The organism is Sphingomonas jeddahensis (assembly GCF_001981525.1).
Classification (GTDB): Bacteria; Pseudomonadota; Alphaproteobacteria; order Sphingomonadales; family Sphingomonadaceae; genus Sphingomonas; species Sphingomonas jeddahensis.
Genome location: NZ_MPSB01000001.1, coordinates 360,686 through 379,548 on the forward strand (window position 1 = coordinate 360,686; position 18,863 = coordinate 379,548).

At 65.2% G+C, this 18,863-nt stretch carries 15 protein-coding genes; 9 read left to right on the forward strand and 6 right to left on the reverse strand.

Annotated elements, in window-relative coordinates:
• Positions 1 to 101: 101 nt before the first annotated feature.
• The 3 genes from SPHI_RS01675 (at position 102) to SPHI_RS01685 (ending at position 4,279) form a co-directional block, all read left to right on the forward strand.
• Positions 102 to 1,229: an acyl-CoA dehydrogenase family protein gene (locus SPHI_RS01675; RefSeq protein ID WP_076743134.1), complete on the forward strand. Its 1,128-nt coding sequence runs from the start codon at positions 102 to 104 to the stop codon at positions 1,227 to 1,229.
• Between the two features lie 142 nt (positions 1,230 to 1,371).
• Positions 1,372 to 2,265, forward strand: coding sequence for an acyl-CoA thioesterase (locus SPHI_RS01680; RefSeq protein WP_233130595.1), 894 nt, complete (start codon positions 1,372 to 1,374; stop codon positions 2,263 to 2,265).
• Positions 2,266 to 2,452: 187 nt separating this feature from the next.
• Positions 2,453 to 4,279 carry a DUF885 domain-containing protein gene (locus SPHI_RS01685; protein WP_076743135.1) on the forward strand — a complete coding sequence of 609 codons (1,827 nt, stop codon included), beginning with the start codon at positions 2,453 to 2,455 and terminating at the stop codon, positions 4,277 to 4,279.
• 80 nt (positions 4,280 to 4,359) lie between these two features.
• On the opposite strand, the gene SPHI_RS01690 is transcribed toward SPHI_RS01685, so the two are convergent.
• From SPHI_RS01690 to SPHI_RS01710, 5 genes are all read right to left on the reverse strand, one after another.
• On the reverse strand, positions 4,360 to 5,157 hold the full coding sequence (locus SPHI_RS01690) for an SDR family NAD(P)-dependent oxidoreductase (protein ID WP_076743136.1): 798 nt from the start codon (positions 5,155 to 5,157) through the stop codon (positions 4,360 to 4,362).
• A gap of 117 nt (positions 5,158 to 5,274) precedes the next feature.
• A complete protein-coding gene (locus tag SPHI_RS01695) occupies positions 5,275 to 6,039 on the reverse strand; it encodes an SDR family NAD(P)-dependent oxidoreductase (RefSeq protein WP_076743137.1) in 765 nt (254 codons plus the stop codon).
• 120 nt (positions 6,040 to 6,159) lie between these two features.
• Positions 6,160 to 7,230 carry a phosphotransferase family protein gene (locus SPHI_RS01700; protein WP_076743247.1) on the reverse strand — a complete coding sequence of 357 codons (1,071 nt, stop codon included), beginning with the start codon at positions 7,228 to 7,230 and terminating at the stop codon, positions 6,160 to 6,162.
• Between the two features lie 11 nt (positions 7,231 to 7,241).
• On the reverse strand, positions 7,242 to 8,330 hold the full coding sequence (locus SPHI_RS01705) for a Zn-dependent alcohol dehydrogenase (RefSeq protein ID WP_076743138.1): 1,089 nt from the start codon (positions 8,328 to 8,330) through the stop codon (positions 7,242 to 7,244).
• A gap of 117 nt (positions 8,331 to 8,447) precedes the next feature.
• Positions 8,448 to 9,764: an acyl-CoA dehydrogenase family protein gene (locus SPHI_RS01710; protein ID WP_076743139.1), complete on the reverse strand. Its 1,317-nt coding sequence runs from the start codon at positions 9,762 to 9,764 to the stop codon at positions 8,448 to 8,450.
• A gap of 156 nt (positions 9,765 to 9,920) precedes the next feature.
• Between SPHI_RS01710 and SPHI_RS01715 the strand changes: the two genes are divergently transcribed.
• Positions 9,921 to 11,168, forward strand: coding sequence for a TetR/AcrR family transcriptional regulator (locus SPHI_RS01715; protein ID WP_076743140.1), 1,248 nt, complete (start codon positions 9,921 to 9,923; stop codon positions 11,166 to 11,168).
• Positions 11,169 to 11,192: 24 nt separating this feature from the next.
• Here SPHI_RS01715 and mutL read toward each other — a convergent pair whose 3' ends face one another.
• Positions 11,193 to 13,001: a DNA mismatch repair endonuclease MutL gene (mutL, locus tag SPHI_RS01720; protein ID WP_076743248.1), complete on the reverse strand. Its 1,809-nt coding sequence runs from the start codon at positions 12,999 to 13,001 to the stop codon at positions 11,193 to 11,195.
• A gap of 140 nt (positions 13,002 to 13,141) precedes the next feature.
• Here mutL and SPHI_RS01725 point away from each other — a divergent pair, with 140 nt between their 5' ends.
• The 5 genes from SPHI_RS01725 to rodA all read left to right on the forward strand — a co-directional run bounded on the left by SPHI_RS01725 (position 13,142) and on the right by rodA (position 18,854).
• Complete coding sequence (locus SPHI_RS01725) at positions 13,142 to 14,182, forward strand: rod shape-determining protein (RefSeq protein WP_076743141.1); 1,041 nt, start codon at positions 13,142 to 13,144, stop codon at positions 14,180 to 14,182.
• A 16-nt stretch (positions 14,183 to 14,198) separates the two neighbouring features.
• Positions 14,199 to 15,149: a rod shape-determining protein MreC gene (mreC, locus tag SPHI_RS01730; RefSeq protein WP_076743142.1), complete on the forward strand. Its 951-nt coding sequence runs from the start codon at positions 14,199 to 14,201 to the stop codon at positions 15,147 to 15,149.
• A 71-nt stretch (positions 15,150 to 15,220) separates the two neighbouring features.
• Positions 15,221 to 15,655, forward strand: a complete 435-nt coding sequence (gene mreD, locus SPHI_RS01735; protein WP_233130597.1) for a rod shape-determining protein MreD — start codon at positions 15,221 to 15,223, stop codon at positions 15,653 to 15,655.
• Positions 15,652 to 17,745 carry a penicillin-binding protein 2 gene (mrdA, locus tag SPHI_RS01740; protein ID WP_076743144.1) on the forward strand — a complete coding sequence of 698 codons (2,094 nt, stop codon included), beginning with the start codon at positions 15,652 to 15,654 and terminating at the stop codon, positions 17,743 to 17,745. Before mreD ends, mrdA begins: the two co-directional genes overlap by 4 nt.
• Positions 17,742 to 18,854 (forward strand): rod shape-determining protein RodA, encoded by a 1,113-nt coding sequence (gene rodA / locus SPHI_RS01745; RefSeq protein ID WP_076743145.1) that lies wholly within the window; start codon positions 17,742 to 17,744, stop codon positions 18,852 to 18,854. The genes mrdA and rodA overlap by 4 nt, the downstream gene beginning before the upstream one ends.
• Positions 18,855 to 18,863: the final 9 nt, after the last annotated feature.

The following is an 18,863-nucleotide window of genomic DNA, read 5'->3' on the forward strand; positions in this document are numbered from 1 at the left end:
GGGAGAGGGGCAGTCTGAAGTTTCATATAACAGGGCCGGATGCGAGAGACTGCCCCTCTCCCCGGCCCTCTCCCCACAAGCGGGGAGAGGGAGATAGATCAATGCCTCTCTACCTCAACGAAGATCAGACGATGCTCCGTGATACGGCGCGCGATTTCGTCGCTGATGCCGCGCCCGTCAGCCACATGCGCAAGCTGCGCGACGACAAGGACGCGACCGGCTTCTCCCGCGATCTGTGGAAGCAATTTGCGGACATGGGCTTCACCGGCATATTGATCGACGAGGAGCAGGGCGGCCTTGGCCTCGGCCATGTTGAGGCAGGTGTGATACTGGAGGAGATCGGCCGCAACCTTTCGCCGTCGCCGTTCCTCCAGACCGCCGTGGCTGCCGTCGAGGCGCTGAAGGGCACGCCGCACGCCGAGCGTTGGTTCCCCGGTATCATCGCCGGGGAGACGGTTGCAGCACTCGCGATCGACGAGAGCGCCAAGTTCCGCGCGTCCGTTGGCATGATCGCCGAACGCTCCGGCAACGGCTTCAAGCTCAGCGGTGCAAAGCAGTTCGTCCACCACGGCCATGTCGCTGATCTCCTGATCGTCGCCGCGCGCACGGCCGGCTCCGCCGATGACCAGGAAGGCGTCACCCTGTTCGCCGTGCCCAAGGATGCCGCTGGCATGACCGCCACGGCCGAACGCCTCACGGACGCTAGTCTCGCCGCACGCCTCCAGTTCGACGGGGTCGAGGTGGATTCGGACGCCGTGATCGGGGAGGTCGACGCCGGCCGCGCCCCGCTCGATCGCCTGCTCCGCGCCGGCCGCGCGGGCGCTGCGGCCGAGATGCTCGGCGTGGGCGCAGGCGCAATGGACATGACGGTCGGCTACCTGAAGGAGCGCAAGCAGTTCGGCACGCTGATCGGCAGCTTTCAGGCGCTCCAGCACCGCGCCGCGCATCTCTACAGCGAGATGGAAGTCGCACGCGCCGCCGTGCTGAAGGCGCAGCAATTGCTCGACGCTGGTGACGAGAAGGCGGATGCGGCAGTCTCCGTCGCCAAGGCGATGACTGGGCTTGCCACGATGCTCAGCGTTCAGGAGGGCATCCAGATGCACGGCGGCATCGGCATGACCGACGAATATGACATCGGCTTTTACATGAAGCGTCAGCGCGTCCTCGCCGAACTGTTCGGCGATGCCAATTATCACGCCGATCGACTCGCGCAGGCGGCGGGGTATTGATTGAGTCGCTCCTCCCCAGCACGGGGAGGAGGACCGTGACCAAGGGCACGGTGGAGGGGCTTTTCCCCACGCGATCCGCTCGTGGAGGCGCCCCTCCACCATGCTTCGCATGGTCCCCCTCCCCGTTCCGGGGAGGATTTGTTTGACCAACGCACCACCATCGCCAGAAGCCCTCGCCGCCGATCTCGTCAACCTGCTGGACGTGGAGGAGATCGACACCGATCTCTACCGCGGTCGTCGCGCCAAGGGCGGCGTCGGGCGCGTGTTCGGCGGGCAGGTGATCGCGCAGGCGCTCCAGGCGGCGCAACGCTCAACCGACGAGCCCAAGATCGCCCATTCGCTCCACGCCTATTTCATGCGTCCGGGGGACGAGAATTTTCCCATCATCTACCGCGTGGTACGTGACTTCGAAGGGCGCAGTTTCGCCACCCGCCGAGTCATCGCCATGCAGCGCGGCGCGCCGATCCTTAATCTCGCCTGCTCCCTTCAAATGCCGGAAGAAGGCTTCCACCATCAGGACGCGATGCCGGACGTGCCCGCGCCGGAAACGCTGCCCACCGAGGCGGAGCTACGCGCCAAAGATGCGGTTAATTTGCCCGAGCGGCAGCGCCGGATGGTCACGCGGCCGCGCCCGATCGAGATTCGCCCCGTTTACCCGCGCAAATGGTTCAACCCGACCCCCACCGAGCCGATCCAGCATAGCTGGTTTCGGGTGGTCGCCCCGATCGGCGATGATCCCGCCATGCACCGGGCAATCCTGTCCTATGCGTCGGACATGGCCCTGCTGGGCACCTGCATGCTCCCGCACGGCGTCAACTGGACCACGCCCGGCTTTCAGAGCGCCAGCCTCGACCACTCGATCTGGCTGCACGAGGATTTCCGCGCCGATCAGTGGCTGCTCTACGCTACGGACAGCCCGTGGGCCGGCCACGCGCGCGGCATGAACCGGGGGCAGATCTTCACGCAGGATGGCCGGCTGGTGGCAAGCGTTGCGCAGGAAGGCCTGATTCGTCAGCGCACGCCCCGCGCGGAGTAACCGCCGGTTTCTTAGCGCGGAGCGCGACGTCACCTGCCTTGTGCCGGGTCCAGTGACCCGCGAGCCCAACAAGCAGATGATGTGCGACACGGTGAATGCCGGAACCAGGCCGGCAGAACGGATCGGACGGTGACGCATTGGCTGGCCCGCGGTAGCAATTACCAACGATTCTATCGAAAGCCGAAACATGACCATCGCCCGCCGCGGTTTCCTTACCGGCACAGCCGCCCTTGCCGCCACCTCGGCCTTTCCCGTCCGCGCCGCGGCGAGCAGCGACCAAGCGACACTCGCCATTCTTAATCGCCATGCCGAGGCCCTGCTCCAGGCCTATCCCGAGAGCGCCGCCTACCTCGGCCTTGACAATGGCAAGCGCGCGAGCCTGAAAGCGCGATTGACCGATCGCAGCGCCGCTGCCGAGTCCGCCCGCCGCGACGCGGCGGCGCAGCGGTTCGCGGAATTGAAGCGGATCAATCAGGCGGCGCTTTCGTCGGCCGTCGCCACGCATGTCGAAACAGTCGCGGCCGCGCATGAGATCGGCCTGGACGGCTGGCGCCGGATGCCGGTCGGCGACATGGCCTTCCTGTCTAACAACAATTACCGCTCGACGCCCTATGTCGTCACGCAGGGCAATGGCGCGTTTGTCGACACGCCCGACCTGCTCGAGAACAAGCACGGTGTTGCCAGCAGCGCCGACGCCGACGCCTATCTCGCGCGCATGGAAGATTATGCGCGGCAGCTCGGCAACGAGACCGAGCGGCTGCGCGCCGATGCTGCCGCGGGCGTGCTGCTGCCAGCCGTGTTCAACGACATCACCGTGGCGCAGCTGCGCGCCGGCGCAGCTCAACCCGCACGCGAACAGGGCATGATCCGCAGCTTCGCCGAGAAAACCGCGAAGGCGGGTTTGCCTGGCGACTGGGAAGCGCGCGCGGCTTCAATCGTCGATCGCCGCATCGCCCCCGCCCTTGCGGAGCAGGCCGATACTCTCGCCAGCTTTCGCGCTCGGGCGCCGCACGATGGTGGCATGTGGCACTTGCCTGATGCGGCCGATCGTTATGCCTGGTTGGCCGAGGCGAGCACTACCACCAAGCGCACGCCCGACGAGATCCACGAAGCCGGCGTCGAGCAATGCCGCGCTTATGCCGCGGAACTCGATCCGCTACTCCGCGCGCAGGGTTTGACGCAGGGCACCGCGGGTGAACGGCTCGCCGCGCTAGGCAAGCGGCCCGACCTTCTGTTCGCGGATAGCGACGCGGGCCGGGCCGAGCTGCTGGCCTATCTCAATACGATCGTTGCCAAGCTCCGCCCGCGACTTGGCCAGGCATTCGGTAAGCTCGTCCGCGGCAATCTTGTCATCAAGCGCGTGCCGCCCGCGATCCAGAACGGCGCGCCGAATGGATATGCGGGCCCGGGCGCGCTTGATGGCTCGACCCCCGGTATCTACTTCATCAACCTGCGCGACATGGGCAATTGGCCGCGCTTCGGCCTGCCGACGCTCACCTTCCACGAGGGAATTCCCGGCCATATCTGGCAGGGCGAATATACGTTCGACCTGCCGCTGGTACGCACACTGCTCGGCTTCAATGCCTATTCCGAAGGCTGGGGATTGTATGCGGAGCAGATCGGCGACGAACTCGGCTATTACGAGGACGACTCGCTCGGCCGCATCGGCTATCTCCAGTCGATGAACTTCCGCGCCGCGCGGCTGGTGGTCGATACCGGGCTCCACCACAAACGCTGGAGCATCGACCAGGCCACGCGCTGGATGATGGCTGCAACCGGCTATACCGAAAGCCACGCGCGATCGGAGATCAATCGTTATTGCATCTGGCCGGGGCAGGCGCTCGGTTACAAGACCGGGCACAACGAGATCAATCGCTTGCGGGAAGCGGCAAAGGCGAAGCTTGGCGCACGCTTCGACGTGCGCGGCTTCAACGATGCGGTGGTGCAGGCGGGAGGGATGCCGCTCGGCGTACTTGGCAAGGTGGTCGATCGCTGGACGGCGAGCGTGGCGTAACTTCTTACCACTGCCTCTCAGGGGCGGGGCTGGAGATTCCCCTGCCCCACTCTCTTCCCTAACCCCCGGGACTTGAAGGATTACGCCGAAGTCCGCCCATACTCCTGCTTGGTCACCGGATGGCTGGAAGACAGGCCGCCATCGACTGCGATCGCCTGACCATTGACGTAGCTCGCGTCGTCGGAGGCGAGGAACAGCGCCACCTTCGCCAGTTCATCCGGTTGCGCACCGCGACGAAGCGGATTGAGGCGACCGACGCGGTCGATTTTGCCAGCATCGCGTGCGTAGTCGAAGACAGACTGGGTCATGCCCGTCTCGGTTAGTCCGGGACAGATCGCGTTGACGCGTACATTGGAGCCGGACAATTGCTGCGCCGACACCTGGGCCAAGTTGATCACGCCTGCCTTCGATGCGGAATAGGCCGGCGATCCCGCCCCCGAACGGATGCCAGCAACGCTGGCGGTGAGGATGATCGCACCGTGGCCCCTTTCTGCGATGCGCGGCGCGGCGTGCTTGATCGCCAGGAAGGGACCGATCAAGTTCACGCGCAAGACGTCAGTGATCAGCGCCACATCGGTATCGAAGATGTTCGCCATGCCGCCGGAGATGCCCGCATTGGCGAACATCACGTCGAGCCCGCCAAAGGTGTCGCACGCCAGCGCGACGGTTCGGACCACGTCTTCCTCGCTGCCTGCGTCCATGTCGATCGCATGCGCTGTCCCCCCGACGGCGCGGATTGCCTCCGCCGTCACCTCGGCGCCCTTCTTGTCCGCGACGATCACCTGGCCGCCCTCCGCTGCGAACAGCGTCGCTGCGGCACGACCGATGCCCGATCCGGCACCGGTGACGATGATCGATTTGCCCGTGAACCTTGCCATCTAAAACTCCGTTCGGGCTGAGCCTGTCAGAGCCCTGTTCCTCTTCTCCGCCCGTGAGGAGAAGTGCAGCCCGTCGACATGCTCGGGGCGAACGGGGTGCTTGCATCTGCGCGGGGGTTAGATCGTCACGCCGCCATCGATCACCATCGTCTGGCCGGTCATAAACCCGCTCGCCTTGGACGCGAGATACACCACTGCGCCCGCAATTTCTTCCGGCTCACCGATGCGGCGCAGCGGCGTACCCTTGTTGCGCTCGGCGACGGCGGCCTCGTCCTCCCACAGCGCCTTGGCGAAATCGGTCTTGATCAGCCCCGGCGCGATGCAATTCACGCGGATACCGTGCTTGCCATATTCATGCGCCAGGTTGCGCGCGAGCTGCATGTCGGCCGCCTTGGAGATGCAATAAGCGCCGATCACCGTGGATCCGCGGAGGCCGCCGATCGAGGAGACGATGACGATCGAGCCTTCGCCGCGCTCCTTCATCTCCGGCGCGACCATCGTGATTAGCCAGTGATTGGAAAGGATGTTGTTGTCGAGGATCTTGCGGAACTGTTCGTCCGCGATCCCCTCCTGCGGCCCATAATACGGGTTCGACGCGGCATTGCAGACCAGGCAGTCGATGCGCCCGAACTCGCGCCGGCTCTGATCGATCAGATGCTGCAGCGCCGCCTTGTCGGAGATGTTGGCGGCGATTGCCACGGCGGTGCCCGCACCGAAACGCTCGTTGATCTCGGTCGCGACCTCGTCGCACGCATCCTGCTTACGGCTCGAGATGACGACTTTGGCGCCTTGTTCGGCGCAAGCAATGGCGCTCGCCTTGCCGATCCCGCGCGTCGATCCGGTGATCACGACGACCTTGCCGGTCAGATCGAATAGACTCATGCGTTGTAAACTCCCCTCCCGCTTGCGGGAGGGGCCGGGGGAGGGCCTGTCCGCAAACATGATGTTGTGGGGAGGACAGCCCCTCCCCTTACCCCTCCCGCGAGCGGGAGGGGAATAGTCTCAAGCCCCCGCCTTCACCGCGAAGTCCCATGCGGCATCGGCCAGCATCGGCACCCGAGCGCTGGTTGCCTCGGCATTGGCGCTCGACGCCGTCCCGATCAGGAACCGCTTGCGAATACCCTGGACGATCGATGCCAGCCGGAACAGGTTGAACGCCAACAGCCAGTTGAGATCGGGCACGCCATCGCGCCCGGTCTTCTCGCAATAGCGTGCGACCACTTCCTCGACGGTCGGAATGCCCGTTTCCGGACCGGTTAGCCCCATCACGCCAGATCGACCCTCGGGCTCAGTCACCCAGCTAATCAGGAAATAGCTGAGATCCGCGAGCGGATCGCCCGTCGTGCACAGCTCCCAATCGAGCACCGCCGCCACGCGTGGCTCCAGCCCCGGCGCGAACTTCATGTTGTCGCAGCGATAGTCGCCATGGACGATGGTGGTGCGAGTCTGCTCAGGAATGGTCTTGGGCAGCCATTCGATCAGCCGCTCCATGGCTGGCATATGCTCGGTCTCGGCGCCGCGATATTGCTTCGTCCAGCGGCTCACCTGCCGTTCGAAGTAATTGCCCGGACGGCCGAAATCCTCCAGCCCCGTCGCGACCAGATCGACGTTATGCAATGCCGCCAGCGTGTCGATCATTGCATGGTAGTGCGCGCGCCGCGTGTCGACATCCATGCCGGGGAACGACCCGTCCCAGATCGTCCGCCCTTCCACCATCTCCATGACGTAGAAGGCCGATCCGATGACACTGTCGTCCTCGCACAGTCCATATTGCCGCGGCACCGGGAAGCCGGTCGGGTGAAGGCCCGCCATCACCCGGTGCTCGCGATCGACCTGGTGCGCGGACGGTAGCAATTCACCCATCGGCTTGCGACGGAGCACGTAATTGCGCCCCGGTGTCGTCAGCTTGTAGGTCGGGTTGGACTGCCCGCCCGCGAACTTCGCATAGCTCAACGGACCCGCAAAGTCGGGCACATGCGCCTTCATCCAGTCAGACAGCCGATCGGTGTCGAGCCGATCGCGCTCCGCCACCTCCGTCTGGAGGCTGGTATCTTCCGTTGCCTTGGCAGTCATTGGGGCCGTGCTCATTGATCGAACACGATCACGCTGCGGGTCGCATCGCCCTTGCGGAGCTCGTCGAACGCATGGTTGATCTGCGACAGCGGCAGACGCTCGGCGATGATCGTGTCGAGATCGAGCAGCCCGCGCATGTAGAAATCAACCAACCGCGGAATATCGACCGGGAAGCGGTTAGATCCCATAATGCCGCCCTGCAGCTTCTTGCCTGAGAGCAATTCCATCGCGGAGAGCCCGACCTTAGCGTCCAGCGGCATCATGCCCAGGATAGTCGCGGTGCCGCCGCGGCGCAGCACGTCCACCGTGGTCTGCGCCGACTGCGTGCGTCCCACTGCTTCAATCGCGTGGTGGACACCGCCCTTGGTGAGTTCCACCACCTCGCCAACAACGCCTTCCTTTAGCGGATCATAGGTGTGCGTCGCGCCCAGCTTCTCCGCGACCGCGCGCTTCTCCGGCACCGGGTCGAGCGCAATGATCTTGCCCGCGCCGGCGATCTTTGCAGCATTGACCGCCGCCAGCCCGATGCCGCCGCAGCCAACCACGCAAACTGTCTCGCCCGGCGTCACATCGGTGGTGTTGAACACTGCACCTGCGCCCGTCGTCACTGCGCAGCCAATCAGCGCAGCGCGATCGAGCGGCATTTCCGGATCGATGGCGACACAGGCATGCTCGTGCACCAGCATCTGTTCAGCATAGGCTGACAGGTTGAGCATCTGATTGACGTTGCCGCCGCTCGCCAGCTTCAGCCGTGCTTCGGCCTTGGGTCCGCGCCGCGTCTCGGCACTGACGCACAGGAACATGCGGCCTGTGATGCAGAATTCGCAATGGCCGCAGAAGGCCGACAGGCAAGTCACGACCGCATCGCCCACCTTCACGGTCCGCACTTCGCTGCCCACGGCCTCAACGATGCCGGCCGCTTCGTGGCCGGGGATGGCGGGCAGCGGATGCGGATAGGCGCCATCAACGAAATGAAGGTCCGACCGGCACACGCCGCACGCCACCGTGCGGATCAGCACTTCGTGCGGGCCGGGGTTGGAAACGACGACGTCCTCGATCTGGAGCGGCGCCTTGGTTTCGAAAATAACTGCGGCTTTCACGTTCTATCTCCCTCCCGCCCGTTCGGGCTGAGCCTGTTGAAGTTCGTGTCACAAGCGCGGTCGCTCGTAACACGCCCTTCGACAGGCGCAGGGCGAACGGATGATCTTACCTACGGCTCAGCGCGAAACGCCGATGTCCCCGCTCGAAACCTCGGTTGTGCGCGCGCTCCCGCGATCGTTCGCGATCTCGGCCTTCCAGTCGCCGTACTTGCCGAATTCGTTGCGCGCGATCGCACGGGCGTGAACCTCGTCCGGGCCATCCGCGAGCCGCAGCGTACGCTGCGAAGCCCAGGCATGCGCCAGGCCAAAATCCTCCGACACGCCGCCCCCTCCATGCGCCTGCACCGCATCGTCCAGGATGCGCAGCGCCATGTTAGGCGCGAAGACCTTGATCATCGCGATTTCCTGCGACGCGGCCTTGTTGCCCGCCGCATCCATCGTCTGCGCCGCTTTGAGGCACAGCAGGCGAGTCATCTCGATCTCGATACGACCCTGCGCGATCCGCTGCTCCCACACCGAATGGTCGGAAATACGCTTCCCGAACGCGACGCGGCTCAGCAGCCGCTTGGCCATCTTCTCCAGCCCTACTTCCGCGACGCCAATGGTGCGCATGCAATGGTGGATACGGCCAGGCCCGAGCCGGCCTTGCGCGATCTCGAAGCCTCGGCCCTCGCCCAGGATCACGTTTTCCACCGGCACGCGCACGTTCGTGAACGTAACGTCGCCGTGACCATGGGGCGCATGGTTGTAGCCATAGACGGAGAGCATCCGCTCGATCTTGATGCCCGGCGTGTCCATCGGCACCAGCACTTGGCTTTGCTGCTGGTGGCGCGAACCTTCGAAGCTCGTCTTGCCCATCAGAATGCCGACCTTGCAGCGGGGATCGCCCACGCCCGACGACCACCATTTGCGCCCGTTGATCACATAATGATCGCCGTCGCGCTCGATCCGCGTCTCGATGTTGGTCGCGTCGGACGAGGCAACTGCCGGCTCGGTCATCAGGAACACCGAGCGGATCTCGCCATTCATCAGCGGACGAAGCCACTTCTCCTTCTGCTCCAGCGTACCGTAGCGGTGCAGCACTTCCATGTTGCCGGTGTCCGGCGCGGAGCAGTTGAAGCATTCGCTCGCCCAGCCGATCTTGCCCATTTCCTCGGCGCAAAGAGCATATTCGAGGTTGGTGAGCTGGGTACCTTCGAATTCGAAGGTGTCATCGACATGCTGCTGGCCGGAATGGGGCGGCATGAAGAAGTTCCACAGACCGGCGGCCCTGGCCTTGGCCTTTACCTCCTCAATCACGGGCAGAACCTTCCAAGGCTCGCCATGGTGCGCCTGCTCGTGATATTCGGCTTGGCGCGGCGCGATTTCGGCCTCGATGAAGGCCCTCACACGATCCCGGAAATAGGTTTCGCGCTCGGTCAGGGTGAAGTCCATCGCATCCCTCCGCTTATGCTGTTTGAATCGTCGTGTAGAGCGTACCGCATGTTCGGTAAAGCGCTTGATTTAGTCGTCGCCGCCTGACGAACTGCTTTGTCGTGCTGCCGCGCAAAAGGGACTGTTTCTTCGAAAAATCGCTGCTATCAGTATTCGATGCAAGCTCAGGGGGAACCGGGCGGCGACGGAGAGGAGATCGGCACGCGCCGCTTTCGGGCGAAGCGCGAAGCCATTCTCGCCGCCGCAGCCGACGCCATCAACGAACAGAGCGCGAAGGGCATGACCTTTGCGGACGTGGCGCGACGCGTGGGGCTCAATACGACCAGCGTTACCTATTATTTCAAACGCAAGGAGGACCTCGCCGCCGCAGCGTTCGAGCATACGCTCGATTATTTGCTGGTGATGCTCGACACAGCGGCCGAGGCGCCGACGCCTGAGGCGCGCGTAGAACGGTATTTGGCGCTCAACATGGCGCGGCTGGCGCGGGTGCAGCGTGGCGAGGAACGGCAAATCGCTGGCCTGTCGGACCTGCGCGCCATGGAGGATCCGGTCCGTGGACGTCTCATGGCGGGCTGGCGTGAAGTGTTCCGCCGCGCACGCGGGCTGTGGGGGGCTGCCGGAACACGCGCGCAGACCGATCTCAACGGCGCACGTGCCCATGTGCTTATGGAGAACACCTTCTGGCTCCCGGTCTGGCTACCGCGCTACGACATGGACCAGCTCGGCCGTGTCGAAGCCAGAGTGATGGATGTATTCCGCCACGGTCTGGCCGTGCCCGGTGCCCGTTGGGCACCCGAGCCGGTCGAGTTGCCGCACGATCCGGTCGACGGGCGTGAGGCGTTCCTGCTCGCCGCGACCCGGCTGATCAACGAACTCGGCTATCGCGGCGCATCGGTGCAGCGCATCGCCGGTGAGCTCAACGTCACCAAGGGCAGCTTCTACCACCATCTCGACGCCAAGGACGATCTGGTCGCCGCCTGCTACCGCCGCAGCTTCGACACGATTTCCGCAACTCAGCGGCGCGCCGATGAACAGGGCGGCACCGAGTGGGATCGCCTCACCGCGATGATCGCCACCTTGCTTGGCGTGCAATTCTCCGAGCTCGGCCCACTGCTCCGCACAACCGCCCTAAGCGGTCTGCCGACGGGCGTGCGCGCGACAATGGTCGACCGCTCGAATCGCATCGCCCGTCGCTTTGCAGGCACGATCTCGGATGGCACCGCTGAAGGCACGATTCGCGCTGTCGATCCGCTGGTGGCGAGCCAGCTGGTGATGGCGTTTCTCAACGCTGCCTTCGACATGCGCAAATGGGCCTGGGCCATGCCGCAGGACCGTGCCGTCGCGCTCTATGCCTCGACGCTGGCGTTCGGGATGTTCGACGACCGGGTGATCGATCAGGCGTGAGGGGATGAGGCGTCGCGCGCCTTCTCACCGCCGCCCGAACAGCTTCTCGACGTCCTTAAGGTCCAGCTTCACCCACGTCGGGCGGCCGTGGTTGCATTGCCCCGAATGCGGGGTCGCCTCCATCTCGCGCAGCAGTGCGTTCATCTCGGCGACCGACAGCACGCGCCCCGCCCGCACCGAGCCATGGCACGCCATGGTACCCGCCACTGCATCGAGCCGCTCGCGCAAGCTCAACGCCTCGTCGTACGCGGCCAACTCGTCGGCAAGGTCACGTACCAGCCCGGCCGGATCGCCGCGCCCGAGCAGCGCGGGCGTTGCCCGAACCAGCATTGCGCGCGGTCCGAAGCGCTCGAGCTCCAGCCCCAGTTCGGCAAGTTCGCCGGCACGCCCCTCCAACCGGTCGCACGCCGGCTCGTCCAGCTCCACCACTTCGGGGATCAGCAGCGCCTGGGCCGCCAGCCGCCCGCCAGCGAGCGCGGCACGCATGCGTTCGAGCACCAGCCGTTCGTGAGCGGCATGCTGATCGACGATGACCAGGCCGTCATCCGCCTCGGCAACGATATAGGTCTTGGCGACCTGCCCGCGCGCCACGCCCAGCGGATGCGCGCTCGACTCAGGCGGCGGCGCCCAGGCCGGCTCGGCCCGCGCCTGCGGCGGCGGCGCGAAGAAGGCTGGGCGGCGGTCGTGGACGCCACCGACCATCCCCGTCAGTCCTGCCGGCATGGGGCTCTCGTGCCACGAGGGTGCCGCTTGTGGAGCGATATTCAAGCCCTCGTCCGTATAACCGGGCACAGCCGGTTCTGCCCGGAACAATGCCAGTGCATCCTCCGGCGCACGATGCGCCACGCGGTGCCCGGCCGCATCGAGCGCGCGCCGCAAGCCAGAGACGATCAGCCCACGTACCATCGCAGGATCGCGAAATCGCACCTCGGTCTTCGCCGGATGGACATTGACGTCCACCTGATCGGCGGGCACGTCGAGGAACAACGCCACCACGGCATGGCGATCGCGCGGCATCATTTCCGCATAGGCACCGCGGATTGCGCCGATCAGCAGCCGGTCCTTCACCGGTCGCCCGTTGACGAACAAATATTGGTGATCCGCCACGCCGCGGTGGAAGGTCGGCAGGCCCGCCACACCACCAAGCACCAGCCCGTCGCGCTCCATGTCGATAGCAACCGAATTCTCGCGCAGGTTGCGATCAGTCAGCGCCGCGACTCGCCCTGGCCGGTCCTCGGGCTGAAGCGCAGCAAGTACTCGCCGGCCGTCATGTTCCAGCGTGAAAACGATGTCGGGCCGGGCCATCGCCAGCCGCCGCACCGCATCAAGGCAGGCGGCATATTCGCTCCGACCGGAACGCAGGAACTTGCGCCGCGCTGGGACCCGCTCGAACAGCCCTTCAACCAGCACGCGCGTGCCTGGCGGCAGCGCTGCGGGTCCATCGCCGACCAGCGCGCCATTGTCGGTCACCCGCGACCAGCCATCGCCGCCGCGCACCCGGCTCTCCAGCGTCAGCCTTGCGACGCTGGCGATCGAGGGCAGCGCCTCGCCGCGAAAACCCATGGTGGCGACCTGGTCGATGTCGTCGCCCGGCAGCTTCGAAGTGGCGTGCCGCTCCAGCGCCAGCGCCATGTCGGCGGGGCTCATACCGCACCCGTCGTCGACCACTTCGATCCGGCCAATCCCGCCATTCGCCAGCCGGATCGCGATCCGGGTCGCCCCTGCGTCGATGGCGTTCTCGACCAGTTCCTTCAACGCGCTGGCTGGTCTTTCCACCACTTCACCGGCGGCGATACGATTGACCAGATGTTCGGGGAGACGACGTATTGACACCATCACTCCCCTAGCCCAATCGGCGCCATCCCGCGACCCCGTGACAGCACGATCGATGCCCCAGAAGCGACTTGCGGCCGCGGCGGCGGGATGATTGATGCACCTCGCTCCGGCGACTCGCGGACGGAATTTAGCTGAACATGGCCTTTTCGCGTTTCTTCAAGTTCATGTCCCACGACATGGCGATCGATCTCGGTACGGCAAACACCGTCGTCTATCTACGCGGCCGCGGCATCGTGCTCAACGAACCGTCAGTGGTAGCGGTAGAGACGATCAACGGCATCAAGAAGGTGAAGGCCGTTGGCGAAGACGCCAAGCTGATGATGGGCAAGACGCCCGGTAACATCGAGGCGATCCGCCCCTTGCGCGATGGCGTGATCGCCGACATCGATGTCGCCGAGCAGATGATCAAAAGCTTTATCTACAAGGTGCATGGGCAGCGCAAGTTCATGCGCTGGCCAGAGATCGTGATCTGCGTGCCATCGGGCTCAACCAAGGTGGAGCGCCGCGCGATCCGCGATGCCGCGTCCAACGCTGGTGCCAGCCAGGTGTGGCTGATCGAGGAGCCGATGGCCGCCGCGATCGGCGCTGACATGCCCGTCACGGAGCCGATCGGATCCATGGTCGTCGATATTGGCGGCGGCACCACCGAAGTTGCGGTGCTATCGTTGCGCGGTCTCGCCTACACCACCTCGGTGCGCGTCGGCGGCGACAAGATGGACGAAGCGATCGTCAGCTACGTGCGCCGCAATCACAATCTGCTGATCGGCGAATCGACGGCCGAGCGGATCAAGCAGGAAGTCGGCATCGCCAAACCGCCGGCAGATGGCATCGGCGTCACGATCCACATCAAGGGCCGCGATCTCGTCAATGGCGTGCCGAAGGAGATCCAGATCAACCAGGGCCAGATCGCCGAAGCACTGAGCGAACCGGTCGCCACGATCGTGGAGGGCGTGCGCGTCGCGCTGGAGAATACCGCGCCCGAACTGGCGGCCGACATCGTCGATCAGGGCATCGTGCTGACCGGCGGCGGCGCGCTGCTCCAGGGGCTGGACGAGGTACTGCGCGATGAGACCGGCCTGCCGGTGACGGTGGCGGAGGATCCGCTGACCTGCGTGGCACTGGGCACCGGCCGCGCGCTGGAGGATCCGATGTACCGCGGCGTGCTCTCCAACGGCTGATCGAAGGACATAGCGCATGGCGCCGCCGCGGGACCGGCGCCCGGGTTTTTCGCGACGGGCGCAATATACGCTCTTCTTGAGCTACATTCTGGCCATCGCGGGTGCGCTGGTCGGCGCGGTATTGCTCGTCCTCTCGCAATTCAACCCGCCCGCTTTCGCCGCCCTGCGCTCCGCCGCGAGCGAGATCACTGCGCCAGTCTCTGGCGGAGCATCAGCGGTGGTGCGCGGCATCGCCGCGATTCCCGACACGGTCGCGACCTATTTTCGCGTCCATGGCGAGAACGAGGCGCTGCGAGCAGAAGTCGCGCGGACCCATGCGGCTCTAGTCCAAGCGCGGATCATCATCCGCGACAATCGTCGACTTCGCGGTTTGCTTAAGTTGCGCGAGGCGACACCGGAAACGGTCGCCACGGCACGGATCGTAAGCTCCACCGCGTCGAGCACGCGTCGCTTCGGCATCTTGAACGCTGGCCGCTGGCAAGGTGTCCGGCCCGGCATGCCGGTGCGTGGCCCGGATGGACTAATCGGCAGGGTGATAGAAACCGGGCCGAACACCGCCCGCGTCCTGCTGGCAATCGATCCTGAGAGCGTGATCCCGGTGCGGCGAATCGGCGACGGATTGCCGGCGCTCGCTGCCGGGCGCGGCGACGGCCTGGTCGATATCCGCTCGGTCGGCACCACTAATGCGCAGCTGAAGCCTGGGGATCGCTTCGTCACCTCCGGGATCGGCGGCCTCTATACACCCGGCGTGCTGGTCGCTCGCGTGCTGAAGGCCGGGTCGGATACCGCACCTGCCGTGCCCTTTGCGCAGGCGGATATTTTTGATTTCGCGATCGTGAGCGCGCCATTCCTGCCTCCGCCGCCACGCGCGGCGATCTCTGGCGCCACGCCGCCTGCGGCAGCACCGTCGGTCACGCCGGTCGAACCGGTGCCGACGTCCACTCCAGCGGAAACACCGCGGCCGTGATGCCCACGCTCAAGCCATTCGAGGCACCGCTTCAGCAATCACCAGCGCGTGCGCTGCCGTGGGTCACCGTCATGGCCGGCTCGTTGATGACGATCGCGCCGGTCGCCGCAACGCTGCCGCTGCTGCCGCCGTTCGGGTTGCTGATGCTGCTGGCGTGGCGGCTGCTGGCCCCGCTTGCGTTACGTCGCTGGGCCCCAGCGCTGCTCGGCCTTTTCGACGATTGTCTCAGCGGCCAACCGATGGGCAGTGCGATGATGCTGTGGACCTTGTCCTTCTTTCTCATCGACCTGTTCGATCAAAGAACGATCTTCCGCGACTTCAAACAGGATTGGTTGATCGCCGCCGTGGCGATCGCCTTCTCCCTGGTAGCGGGACGCTTGCTCGCCAGCCCCATCGGCGGCCACGTCGATTCCCTGCTATTGGCCCAGATCGCCGTGTCTGTTCTGCTGTTCCCGTTCGCCGCCCGGGTTGTCGCCTGGGTCGACCGCCGGCGCATCGCTGCATGAGCCGCACGCCGCGGATCGCCACGGAGGCGCAGCAAGGATATACCTTCTCCCGACGCGCTTGGCTGCTTGGTGCAGCGCAGATCGGGGTCGGCGCGGTGCTCGCCGGCCGCATGGCCTGGCTCTCTGTGGCGCAGAACGAGCATTACAACCTCCTGAGCGAAAGCAACCGCGTCAACATGACGCTGGTGCCGCCGCGTCGCGGCTGGCTGGTCGATCGTCACGGTCAGCCAATCGCTGACAATCGCACCGACTTCCGCGTCGATTTGATCCCGGACCGGATCGTTGACGAGGAACGCACGCTCGCCGCGCTCCGCCAGTTGCTCGCGCTGACCGACGAAGACCTGCTGCGCATTCGTGCCGATCTGAAGCGTGCGGCCGGGTTTCAGCCAGTCAAGGTCGCCGAGAATGTCGGCTGGGAACGGTTCGCCGCCGTTCAGGTGCGCCAGCCCGAACTGCCCGGCGTAGCGCCCACCCGCGGCTTTGCCCGGAATTATCCCGCCGGCGCGGCGGTGGCACACCTCACCGGCTACGTCGGCTCCGCCAACGCCGAGCAATATAGGAAGACCAAGGATCCGCTGCTGCTGACCCCCGGTTTCAAGCTGGGCAAGGACGGACTCGAAAAGACCCTTGAGCCCGAACTTCGCGGCCAGCCCGGTGCGAGGCGCATTGAGGTCACGGCACGCGGCAAGCTCGTCGCGGAACTCGCCACCCGCCCCGACGTGCCAGGCAAGACGCAGAAGCTGACGATCGATGCCGGGCTTCAGGAATATGCCGCGCGCCGCCTCGGTACCAACTCTGGCTCGGCCGTGGTGTTCGACTGCCTCACTGGCGAGATGCTGTGCATGGTTTCCATGCCCGCCTACGATCCTAACAGCTTCTCCGACGGGATTAGCCACCTCGAATGGAAGATGTTGTCGGCGGACGACCACGTGCCCTTGATGAACAAGGTGACGCAAGGCCTTTACCCGCCGGGCTCCACGGTTAAGCCGATGAACGGCCTTGCCTTGCTCGAGGCCGGCGTCGACCCAAACGAGCGGGTATTCTGCGGCGGCGCGCTCCGCGTCGGCACCGGGCTGTTCCACTGCCACAAACGCCGCGGCCATGGCGCCATCGACCTGCGCGGCGCGATCGCCCAGAGTTGCGACATCTACTTCTACGAAATGGTCCGGCGCCTCGGCTACGACAAGGTGGCGCCGGTCGCCCGTGCGGTCGGCCTGGGCGAGAAATATGATCTGCCCTTTTCCACCCAGCGCTATGGCACCGTCCCCGACAGCGCGTGGAAGCAGCGTAAGTACAATACCAGATGGACGGTGGCCGACTCGCTTAACGCCTCGATCGGCCAGGGCTATGTGCTCGCCAACCCCATGCAGCTGGCCGTCATGGCGATGCGCATCGCTTCGGGCCGAATGATCAAGCCAAGCCTGCTCATGAATCAAGTTCACGGTGACGCCCCGCCGCTGCCCTTCAGCGCGGAACACCTCCAGGTCGTCCGTGAAGGTATGTGGAAGGTGGTGAACGGCGGTGGCACGGGCGGGGCCTCCCGCCTCTTTATTCCGGGCGTCGAACTCGCCGCCAAGACCGGAACCGCTCAGGTGCGCCGGATCACTATGGCGGAACGCCGCTCAGGCGTGCTTGGCAATGCGCAGCTTCCCTTCAAACTGCGGGATCACGCCTTGTTCGTCTGCTTCGCGCCGGCGGACAAACCGCGCTACGCCGCCGCAATCGTGCTCGAGCATAACGGCCACACGATCCGCAACCTCGATACGCCGATGATCGGCCGCGATATCATGACCTACCTGTTCGACAAGGAACGCGCCCTTAAGGCACTCGCAGACGTGGAGCCGACCTGGGGTGGCGACATCCGCACCCGCATGGCCGCGCAGGAGGCCGCTTATCGCGCCGCCGCGACTGCTCCGCCGCCGCCACAGGCCGCAGCGACCGAGACGGACGCGCCAGCCCCGACCAGCGCACCCGCCGTCGAACGGGCCACCGACGCCTCCAATGCCTCGCAGGAGGCGACCGTCAGCGACATCGCCAACGGCGCGGGCCCGGCCAGCATCGGCACCACCGAACCTTCGGACATGCAATGATCGGCTCGTCCATCATTCCCGCCCCGCTCGCCCGCTTGCCATGGCGGATGCTCTCACTCGTGATTGCCATCGCGAGCTTCGGGCTGGTGGTCCTTTATTCGGCAGCCGACGGCAATCTGCGCCCTTGGGCCCTTTCGCAGGGTCTTCGATTGGTGGTGTTCCTATGCGGCGCCATCGTGCTCTCGCGCGTGCCGGAGGAGGTGTGGCAGCGCGGCGCCCTGCCCGGCTATGCCGTAATCGTTGTGCTGCTTTTCCTGGTGGAACTGCTCGGGGCGGTCCGTGGTGGCAGCCAGCGCTGGCTCGATCTAGGCTTCATCCGGCTCCAACCATCGGAACTGATGAAACCGGCCATCGTCCTCGCCTGCGCACGCTTCTACGACATGCTGCCGCCGAACGAAACGCGGCGTTTCGGCGCGATTTGGCCGGCCGCGTTGCTGATCGGCCTGCCCGCCGGGCTGGTGATGCTCCAGCCCGATCTCGGCACCGGGCTGATGATCACCGGTGGCGGGATCGTCATCATGTTCCTTGCCGGCGTGCCCTTGCGGCTGTTCGTCGGCGGCGCGCTTGCCTTGGCCGTTGCGGCACCGCTCGCAGTCAATTTCCTGCTCCACGAATATCAGCGCAATCGCGTGCTTATCTTCATGGACCCGGAAAGCGACCCGCTGGGCACCGGCTATCATATCAGCCAATCAAAAATCGCGATCGGTTCGGGCGGCATCACCGGCAAGGGCTTCCTCAACGGCACGCAAAGCCACCTCGACTATTTGCCCGAGGGGCACACCGACTTCGTCTTCGCCACCATGGCCGAGGAATGGGGTTTGCTCGGGGGCTTGTTCATCATCGTCGCTTATTTGATGGTGGTCCGCTGGGGGGTGAACGTCGGCACGCGCGCACGCACCCGTTTCGGGAAGCTCACCGCGGCCGGCCTAGCGACGACGATCTTCTTCTACATCGCAATTAACCTTGCGATGGTGATGGGCCTTGCGCCGGTGGTCGGCATCCCGCTGCCGCTCGTCAGCTTTGGCGGCTCCGCACAAATGACCGTGTTTCTGTGCCTAGGCATCCTGATGTCGATCGATCGGAGCAGCCGCGGCGAACAAAATTGGTGATCTTCTAAA

Bases quoted from the DNA above. Each gene is read 5' to 3' on its own strand.
- SPHI_RS01685 (WP_076743135.1), top strand. From the start codon at position 2,453: ATGACCATCGCCCGCCGCGGTTTCCTTACCGGCACAGCCGCCCTTGCC.
- SPHI_RS01690 (WP_076743136.1), bottom strand. From the start codon at position 5,157: ATGGCAAGGTTCACGGGCAAATCGATCATCGTCACCGGTGCCGGATCG.
- mreD (WP_233130597.1), top strand. From the start codon at position 15,221: ATGGCCGGCTCGTTGATGACGATCGCGCCGGTCGCCGCAACGCTGCCG.
- SPHI_RS01725 (WP_076743141.1), top strand. From the start codon at position 13,142: ATGGCCTTTTCGCGTTTCTTCAAGTTCATGTCCCACGACATGGCGATC.
- SPHI_RS01700 (WP_076743247.1), bottom strand. From the start codon at position 7,230: ATGACTGCCAAGGCAACGGAAGATACCAGCCTCCAGACGGAGGTGGCG.
- SPHI_RS01695 (WP_076743137.1), bottom strand. From the start codon at position 6,039: ATGAGTCTATTCGATCTGACCGGCAAGGTCGTCGTGATCACCGGATCG.
- mrdA (WP_076743144.1), top strand. From the start codon at position 15,652: ATGAGCCGCACGCCGCGGATCGCCACGGAGGCGCAGCAAGGATATACC.
- SPHI_RS01675 (WP_076743134.1), top strand. From the start codon at position 102: ATGCCTCTCTACCTCAACGAAGATCAGACGATGCTCCGTGATACGGCG.
- SPHI_RS01710 (WP_076743139.1), bottom strand. From the start codon at position 9,764: ATGGACTTCACCCTGACCGAGCGCGAAACCTATTTCCGGGATCGTGTG.
- mreC (WP_076743142.1), top strand. From the start codon at position 14,199: ATGGCGCCGCCGCGGGACCGGCGCCCGGGTTTTTCGCGACGGGCGCAA.
- SPHI_RS01715 (WP_076743140.1), top strand. From the start codon at position 9,921: ATGCAAGCTCAGGGGGAACCGGGCGGCGACGGAGAGGAGATCGGCACG.
- rodA (WP_076743145.1), top strand. From the start codon at position 17,742: ATGATCGGCTCGTCCATCATTCCCGCCCCGCTCGCCCGCTTGCCATGG.